The 7,323-nt window shown below is 60.4% G+C and carries 8 protein-coding genes and 5 pseudogenes; 4 read left to right on the top strand and 9 right to left on the bottom strand.

All coding sequences use genetic code 11. The features are described 5' to 3' along the window. Positions 1-105: 105 nt before the first annotated feature. From NKI25_RS35845 to NKI25_RS35835, 3 genes and pseudogenes are all read right to left on the bottom strand, one after another. Positions 106-1,063: pseudogene (locus tag NKI25_RS35845) on the bottom strand (IS701 family transposase); the annotation flags it as partial. A 346-nt stretch (positions 1,064-1,409) separates the two neighbouring features. Then, positions 1,410-1,604 (bottom strand): annotated as a pseudogene (locus NKI25_RS36695) (hypothetical protein); the annotation flags it as partial. 86 nt (positions 1,605-1,690) lie between these two features. Next, complete coding sequence (locus NKI25_RS35835; RefSeq protein WP_353000880.1) at positions 1,691-1,957, bottom strand: hypothetical protein; 267 nt, start codon at positions 1,955-1,957, stop codon at positions 1,691-1,693. Between NKI25_RS35835 and NKI25_RS35830 the strand changes: the two genes are divergently transcribed. Continuing rightward, on the top strand, positions 1,956-2,171 hold the full coding sequence (locus NKI25_RS35830; protein ID WP_353000878.1) for a hypothetical protein: 216 nt from the start codon (positions 1,956-1,958) through the stop codon (positions 2,169-2,171). The genes NKI25_RS35835 and NKI25_RS35830 overlap by 2 nt on opposite strands. A gap of 143 nt (positions 2,172-2,314) precedes the next feature. Next, positions 2,315-3,172, top strand: a complete 858-nt coding sequence (locus NKI25_RS35825) for a recombinase family protein (RefSeq protein ID WP_353000876.1) — start codon at positions 2,315-2,317, stop codon at positions 3,170-3,172. 153 nt (positions 3,173-3,325) lie between these two features. On the opposite strand, the pseudogene NKI25_RS35820 reads toward NKI25_RS35825, so the two are convergent. Together NKI25_RS35820 and NKI25_RS35815 are read right to left on the bottom strand one after the other, a co-directional pair. After that, positions 3,326-3,478: pseudogene (locus NKI25_RS35820) on the bottom strand (IS5/IS1182 family transposase); the annotation flags it as partial. 120 nt (positions 3,479-3,598) lie between these two features. Next, a pseudogene (locus NKI25_RS35815) lies at positions 3,599-4,638 on the bottom strand (IS110 family RNA-guided transposase); the annotation flags it as partial. A 279-nt stretch (positions 4,639-4,917) separates the two neighbouring features. Here NKI25_RS35815 and NKI25_RS35810 point away from each other — a divergent pair. Beyond that, positions 4,918-5,601: a GntR family transcriptional regulator gene (locus tag NKI25_RS35810; protein ID WP_353000874.1), complete on the top strand. Its 684-nt coding sequence runs from the start codon at positions 4,918-4,920 to the stop codon at positions 5,599-5,601. 78 nt (positions 5,602-5,679) lie between these two features. Here NKI25_RS35810 and NKI25_RS35805 read toward each other — a convergent pair. The 4 genes and pseudogenes from NKI25_RS35805 to NKI25_RS35790 all read right to left on the bottom strand — a co-directional run bounded on the left by NKI25_RS35805 (position 5,680) and on the right by NKI25_RS35790 (position 7,195). Then, positions 5,680-6,346 (bottom strand): annotated as a pseudogene (locus NKI25_RS35805) (IS6 family transposase). Positions 6,347-6,380: 34 nt separating this feature from the next. After that, entirely contained in the window at positions 6,381-6,776 is a 396-nt protein-coding gene (locus NKI25_RS35800) for a DUF4158 domain-containing protein (RefSeq protein ID WP_353000872.1), read from the bottom strand. Then, positions 6,773-6,940 carry a DUF4158 domain-containing protein gene (locus NKI25_RS35795; protein ID WP_353000870.1) on the bottom strand — a complete coding sequence of 56 codons (168 nt, stop codon included), beginning with the start codon at positions 6,938-6,940 and terminating at the stop codon, positions 6,773-6,775. The genes NKI25_RS35800 and NKI25_RS35795 overlap by 4 nt, the downstream gene beginning before the upstream one ends. 57 nt (positions 6,941-6,997) lie before the next feature. After that, positions 6,998-7,195 carry a hypothetical protein gene (locus tag NKI25_RS35790; protein WP_258598695.1) on the bottom strand — a complete coding sequence of 66 codons (198 nt, stop codon included), beginning with the start codon at positions 7,193-7,195 and terminating at the stop codon, positions 6,998-7,000. Here NKI25_RS35790 and NKI25_RS35785 point away from each other — a divergent pair. Then, positions 7,152-7,323 (top strand): recombinase family protein (locus NKI25_RS35785; RefSeq protein WP_502897504.1); only part of this gene is annotated, 172 nt, incomplete at its 3' end. The genes NKI25_RS35790 and NKI25_RS35785 overlap by 44 nt on opposite strands.

Here is a 7,323-nt window from a genome sequence, read left to right as displayed (position 1 = left end):
ATCCGCCGCCGTCGTTGCCGCTCTCTTTGCGCTGTGGGAAAAGGAGCTGCCGAAGCTGTCGGGAAAATCGAAGCCCGCCGAGGCGATCCGCTATGCGCTCGGCATGTCGCGGATGCGCTGGGGTGGGCCATCTGCAACCCGGACACGGACAGCGGCGAAGCGCGCCGAGAGGCGGCCTTTGGTGCCACGCCGCCAACTGACCATCCGCCATTGGGCCTTTTCCAGCATCGCCTGCGCGGCCATCGACTTCACATCGGGGATATGCCGGCGGCGCGGGCGGCCGTGTCCGGCAACCGGGAAGATCATCGCCACGTCGGCGGCATAGACCTTCTGCTTGAACGGGATACCGACGGCCCAGGTAAGGCCGCGCTCGGTGAGCGCCTGCCGGAAGGGGGCGCTCAAACCATATCCGGCATCGGCGAGCACGCAGCCAAAGCGTAAGCCGGCTGCGCGAGCCCGGTCGATCTCGGCCAGCGCGATTTCGGGCTTGGTCCTGTAGGCACGATGGTCCTCGGGCACACCGGCACGGTCGAGCCGGGCGGGATCGGAAGTCCAGCTCTCGGGCAGAAACAGCCGCAGCCCCACCATGACCGGCACTTCGCCAGAGGCCAGCGTCAGCGACACCAGCGTCTGGCAGTTGGCGTTCTTGCCAAGCGCCGAGGCATATTGCGGCGCGACGCCGACCGAGTGGCGCCCCTTCTTGGGGAGGAATGGGGGGCAGTTCAGGAGCGCGGTGTCGTCCACGATCAGCCACGCATCGTTCCCGCCAACTTGTCTGTCGGCCTCCGCGAGCAGCACCTTCTCCAGCGGCGCAGCATCCCACACGCCGCTCGCGATGAAGTGGTGCAGCTGGTCATAGTTGACGCCTGCATGGCGCGCCGCCATCGGTTGGACGCTCTTGCGATCCCCAAGGCCAATCAGGCCAGCAATATAGGCCGGACACATCCGCGCACGCGTCTTGTGCCTCAACGCCGAGACGAACGGCTCAAGCCACCGCTCCAGATCGAGTTGCCAATCCCTGTTCATGGCCGGCCCCTCCAACAGCCGACCTCTCATGAATCACGCAAAACCGCTCTTGGGAATCCTCAAAACGCTCCCAGAATTAAAAAACTGCCAAAGTAGTGCTAAAGAAAGGAGGCAATTGAGATTTAATCGTTATCGAGTTCCATAGGCGCCGATAAATGAGTGATCGAACGGATTTTCTCCTGTTTTGAGCTGATAAACTACCTCCCAGAGATCACTCAAATAGTCGTCCAGGGCTAACCAAAATGCCAGGCTGAGAATACCCAAATTGATCGCCAGTGGATTCAGCGATGGCGCCACAGTGTACCAACCCATTGCAGCAAGGCCTGCTGCGATACCAGCTACGTCAAGCGCCTTCGAACCCCGAAGCTCGCTTGCAGGTGCTGTCACATTGATTGAGGGGTAAGGAAATTTGGCCGGCCCCCATCGGGTGATCCATGTTGAATGTTAGTGCATGCTTGGTCTTGGCTACGGCCGGGGTGGCCGGCGAAGCTGGTCCGGGTTGCGCAGCCGGCCACAGCTTCTGGCGCCGGCGGTTTGTAGCCCAGAGATGAATGTGGGCGCACCGTGTTGTACAACCGAACGACAGAACACCCACGTTACCGAAGCAACTGACGAGCGGACGGTTTCGTATGCATGGCATCCCTGGGCTGGCAATCCGCAGCGCTCACAACATTTTGGAGAAGCGAACGGCGCAGTTGTTCGATGCGGCAAGGCGGGTCAACAGGGCGGCCGCCTTCTGGAGATTCCGGTATGGATGCTCGATGCCGCCGCCTGTTTGACGATGCGTTTCGCGCCGGGTCCTGTAACGGACCTTCGCGCTATCGCCGCACTCCGGCTTCTCCTTTCGGATGTCAGCGCCCGTGCCACACTGTGTGAGGATATCCGGAGCCTGACGATAACATCTCCCGACGAGAATCGTGGAGATCGCCATGGGACGCCGCCGCCACCACTTTCAGACCAGAATCCCGGATCGTCAGTTCGAGTTGTTCGAGATGGAGCCGCCGACCAAGCTTGCCCTGACACCGGACTGGAGCGCGCTGCCGACGGAGACGCGGCACAAACTGACCAGCCTGATGGCTCGCCTGTTCGCCAATCACGCCGGCGGTCAACCCGACGATCCTCGGGAGAACACCGATGAACTCTGAGAAGATCGACGCCCAGCATCTGGCGCGCAAGGCGGTTCTCTATGTCCGGCAATCCTCCGCGCACCAGGTTTTGCACAATCGCGAGAGCCGGGCGCTGCAGTACGCGATGCGCGGCCGCCTCACTCAACTCGGCTGGTCAGAGATTGACAGACGAGGATCTCGGCCGCTCGGCGGCCGGCGGCGTCACCCGATCCGGTTTCGAGCGGATGGTGGCCGAGGTCTGTCTCGGCAAAGTCGGCGCGGTGGCCGCGCGGGAGGTCTCTCGCTTCGCCCGCAACAGCCGCGATTGGCAACAGCTTGTCGAGATGTGCCGTGTGGTCGACACGCTCCTGATCGACCAGGAGACCGTTTACGCGCCGCGACAGGGCAACGACCGTCTGATTCTGGGTCTGAAGGGCAGCCTCAATGAGTACGAACTTGATCTCCTGCGCCAGCGTTCGCTCGCGGCTCGTCATGCGAAAGCTCTGCGTGGGGAGCTTGTCGTCGCGGCCCCGGTCGGGTTCGTCAAGGTAGGCGACCGATTGGAAAAGGACCCCGATCGCCGCGTGCAGGAGGCGATCCGGCTCGTCTTCGAAAAGGTGGCCGAGATCGGCAGCGTCCGTCAGGCGCTGCTCTGGTTCCTCGAATATGGGCTCGACCTTCCCGCCAGATGCGCCGACGGAAGCATCGTCTGGCGCCGCCCGCGCTATTCGATTCTCCATCAGATCATCGACAATCCCGCCTATGGCGGCGCCTATGCTTATGGCAAGACGGGCGCGGCCGTGCGTTACGGCGGATCGGGTGCAAAGGCCGGCGTCCGGCGCAAGGCGCGCGAAGACTGGTTGGCGTTGCAGCCCGGTGCCCATGGAGGGTATGTCGAATGGGAACGCGCAGAGTCTATCCGCAAGATGGTGAGTGATAACGTCCCGACCAGCCGATGCCACGGTGCGCCCAAACACGGTGCGGCGCTGCTCGCGGGAATGCTGCGCTGCCGGCGCTGCGGGTTCAGTACACCGGCCTGAAGAGCAATATTCCGCGCTACGCTTGTATCCGCGGGCGGATGGACTACGGAGAGCCGAGTTGCATCGCCTTCGGCGGCCTGCAGGTCGACGACGCCATTGAAGACGCTTTACTCGCAGTGGTGCGGCCCGGCGCGGTGAAGGCGGCGCTCGAGGCGCCAGATCAGAATAGCGGTGCCGGCCGCCACGTGTCTTGCGTCTTGGCGCTTGCCACCTGGACAGGGCTTCCGGCGTCACCCACAGGGTCAAACTGCCGCGATGACGAAGTCCTGCCTCATATTCTGGCCAGTTCGTCACCCTGAACTTCATCTGCTCAATATGATGGCGGCGGCTGGTATTGTATTTGAACGCGGCATGGCTCCGCTACAAAGGCTATTGCGGTTACCGCTTGCCTAAACCCACACCAAGAAAAGATCCGTGCACCAACGCCGTCGTTGTTGGCTTTCCGGCCTTCGTGAGCTTTCGATAGCGACTGCACAATCTTACTTGCGCCTTCCATGCCGTGTCTCGGATTGGTTTTGGAAGCTGCTCTTGGCGAAGCAACTGTTCGCGGCTGATCTTTGCAGGAAACCTGTAGCTCCAAGCGGCTTCAATCAGCATGCGACGTGCTGTTCCGTTACCTGCTTTTGTAATTCCGCCCTGGCGGCGAGTTCCACCGCTCGAACGCTCCGATGGTACGAGCCCGAGATAGGCCATCAGTTGACGCGGATTTGTAAAGCGGCTGATATCTGATATCGGCCAATTCGGCAATCATCGTTGCTGCTGTCACCAGAGTCCATGCCGCGCAGCGATTGCAGCGCATGGACGACCGGAGCCAACGACCAGTCAGTCAGCATGATCTCGATTTGCTTCGTCAGCCGATCGCGCCGGTCCGTAGCAGCCTCGATAGTCACGATATGATCCTCGAGCACAATGTGGTGGACCGGTTGTTCGAAGCGTAGGCCCGCCAGCCAACGGCGGTGCATCTGCGTCCAGGCCGGACGGCCATAATGGCAGCCATGGCGTAGTAGAAATCCACTGAGCTGCTGGCGCGCTTGCCGCAGGCTGCGAACAGCAGCCAACCGCGTCCGAACCAGATCACGCATCGCCTCATGTGCGGTATCTGGTATCCAAACAGCGCTCAGCTCCCCAGCGCGATGAAGCCTTGCCAGATTGTTGGCATCCCGACGGTCTGTCTTGATGCGATCGCCAGGCTTTCGAGGAATCAAAGACGGAGCGACGACCACGCAGTCATGACCTGCGGCAGACAACTGTCGCTGAATGCCGTAGCCGCAGGGTCCTGCTTCGTAGCAGAACTTCAGCGTTCGCCCTGGCTGGGAAAGCTTCGACAGCATACGCGCCAGAGCTGCCGGGGTATTTACGATTTGGCCGAATGCACGCACGTCGCCCCGCCCACCGCCATCGGCAAGTGCCACCGCGATCGTCTCTTTGTGAACATCCAATCCGACATATGTGATAGTCTCTTCCACGGCCCGTCTCCTATGCATGAGGCTCTGTGCGAGGATAACTCACGCAACCCTCGATACCTGCATATTGTGAGACGGGTCGCCCGGTCCCAGGCGAACATTTAGTCTAATAACTTTACAGTGCCGGTCCGTCTCTTGCACTCTGCAACTACGGGTTCGCCGTATGTGATCTCAACGAGCAATTATTGATACATCAAAGCGCATGGGAGGCTTTCAAAGCTTTCCTATTAACGACGCAATGTTTAGAAGAGAGGGCATGGACGAATCAAAGGACGGGATTTCTTGAGATCGCCAACCTCAGATGTGTTGCGAGACCGGGTCTATGAGCGACTGGGCGAACTGATCCGGAGCGGCCAGTTCGCCCCCGGCGAAAAGATCACGATCAGGAACCTGGCTAGGGATTTCGAGATGAGCCCGACGCCGATTCGCGAGGCGCTGTACCGGCTTATATCCGAGGGCGTTCTGCATGGTGAAGCAAACCGGTCCGCGCTGATTCCGCTGCTGACCCGTGAACAAATCTGCGAACTGCGCGATATCCGGCTGCACATCGAATGCTTCGCGGCCGAGCGAGCGGCGCAAAGAGGCACGCCCGAGCTTGCCGACAGACTGCGTGCAATATCCGCTAAGCTGAAAAAGGCGCGAGCCGAGCGGGACCGGCGCGCCGACTTGGTCCTCGTATACAGGTTTCAGTTCGAGCTTTATGGCGAATGCCGATTGCCTACCCTCCTTAGAATCATCAATTCCCTTTGGCTCAAGTCTGGACCGTACTTGAACCTCTTGTTCCCCCACTACATCTCTTCGATATCAACGGCCCGCGGAGACTGGAGGGAGAGGATCGCGGTGGGAGTTGAAAACCGGGAAGCTGCCATGGTTGCGGACGAGGTAAGGCAAGACATCGACCAGTCCCTGACGTACATCGCTGACATTATTGAAGCTGCCACCATGTTAAGGCCGATGCGGGGGTGAGATCCCGACGACGACACTCACACAGGCACTGTAAAGTCATTAGCGGATTGATGCAGCGATAGCTGGCCGGGGCGGCTGTCACGCTGCGGCGACACACGCGATTTTGTTCCAGATTTGCATGGCGGCGCTACGCAGGTCTCGATGTTGAGCCGATGACAGCGTTTTGCGGGGAAAGTGGAACAGGTTGGCAATCGGATCATGGATGGAAACGAACCGCTGAAGCTGGCGTGCCGACTTGAAGCGTTTCATGATCCCTTCCCGTCGTCGGGTCGGCTGGTGCGTATTTTCCGCTCGATTATTGAGGCCTTTGTGCGACCGGTGTTCGACACCGGGCAGCATGAGGTCACGCCTGGCGGCATCATAGGACCGGAGCTTGTCGGTGCTCATGACCCGTGGTGTCTGCCCTTGAGCCTTCAGCAACTTGCGCATCAGACGCTTTGCCGCCTTGGCATTTCGGCGGCTTTGCACCAGCACTTCGAGGACGAAGCCGTCCTGATCGACGGCACGCCAGAGCCACTGCTTCTTGCCATTGATGGCCACCACACATTCATCGAGATGCCATTTGTCGCCCAGGCAGCCGGCTGACCGTCGCTCGATCTCCCGGGCGAAATGCCGTCCGAATTTCTCCGCCCAGCTTCGAATGGTCTGATGCGTGATGATGATGCCGCGGGCCGCCAGCATGTTCCTCAACCATGCGCAGGCTGAGCGGAAAGCGAAAGTAGAGCAATACCGCGTTCGCAATGATCTCGGCGGGAAAGCGGTGGCGACGATAGAGCGGATCACGAGAAGCTTGTCGAGAAGTTCGAGAAGCGGCCTCCCACCGACCCTGGAGGGCGGCTCACGCAGCCAAGACAGCCGGCTTTGGCGGACATGTATCTTACCGACAGAAGTGCATGAAGCTGCAGACGCTGCGTATCCGATAGAAGAGAATTGATCTCAGCTACCACAGCGGCATCGGCCGCGTGCATCGCCGCGGCGGCCATGCGCTCGACCACGCTGATGCCGGGAATAATGATCTGCTCGGCGCGCATCCGTTCGATCAGCCGATCGAGCAGCACGCGCCCGTCGGTCAAACCGACGGCTTCGCGCTCCGCCCAGGCGGCGAGTTCTGCTCGCGTCGGCCTGGTGAAATCCCGAAACCCATGACGCTGTTTTGATCGCCGCCAGTTGTTCATATCGGGTGGCTCCACGTCGGGCGAACCGCTTCGGCATCGGCACCGACCTGTTCTGCGATATGATCGAGCATGATGCCCGGCAGGAATTCGCCGCGCCGAAGATATCGACCGGGGTAGCGCAGGCAACAGAGCTGAAGCGCGTAACCGAGCCCGGTCTCGGGCACCGGCTTTGGGCGATCGCCGCGAGGTCATCGGAGGTGAGGCTATGATACCGGACGGTTTCATCTTCCCTGTCCGGCAATGCCAAAAGCTTCTCCCGCTGCGTCTTCGTCATCGATATCCGAGCCGGCATCGTTCATCCCTTCACAAACCACTTGTCTTACGACGTCATAATGAAAGAGGATTGTGAAAGGCTCTGCACCTAGATTCTCGTAGATGCCGGCGGCCTTCCATAAACGACCGTTTTCGAAAGGAACCATGGTGCTGATCGGCTATGCCCGCGTGAGCAAGGGGGACGACCAGTCGAACAAGGCGCAAGCCAAGGCTCTCGCCGATGCAGGTTGCAAGCGCATCTTCAAGGAAGAGGCTTCTGGCGGTCGCTGGGAGC

Source organism: Mesorhizobium sp. M0808, from assembly GCF_040320025.1.
GTDB lineage: Bacteria > Pseudomonadota > Alphaproteobacteria > Rhizobiales > Rhizobiaceae > Mesorhizobium.
This window is presented reverse-complemented; position numbering and strand designations above follow the sequence as displayed.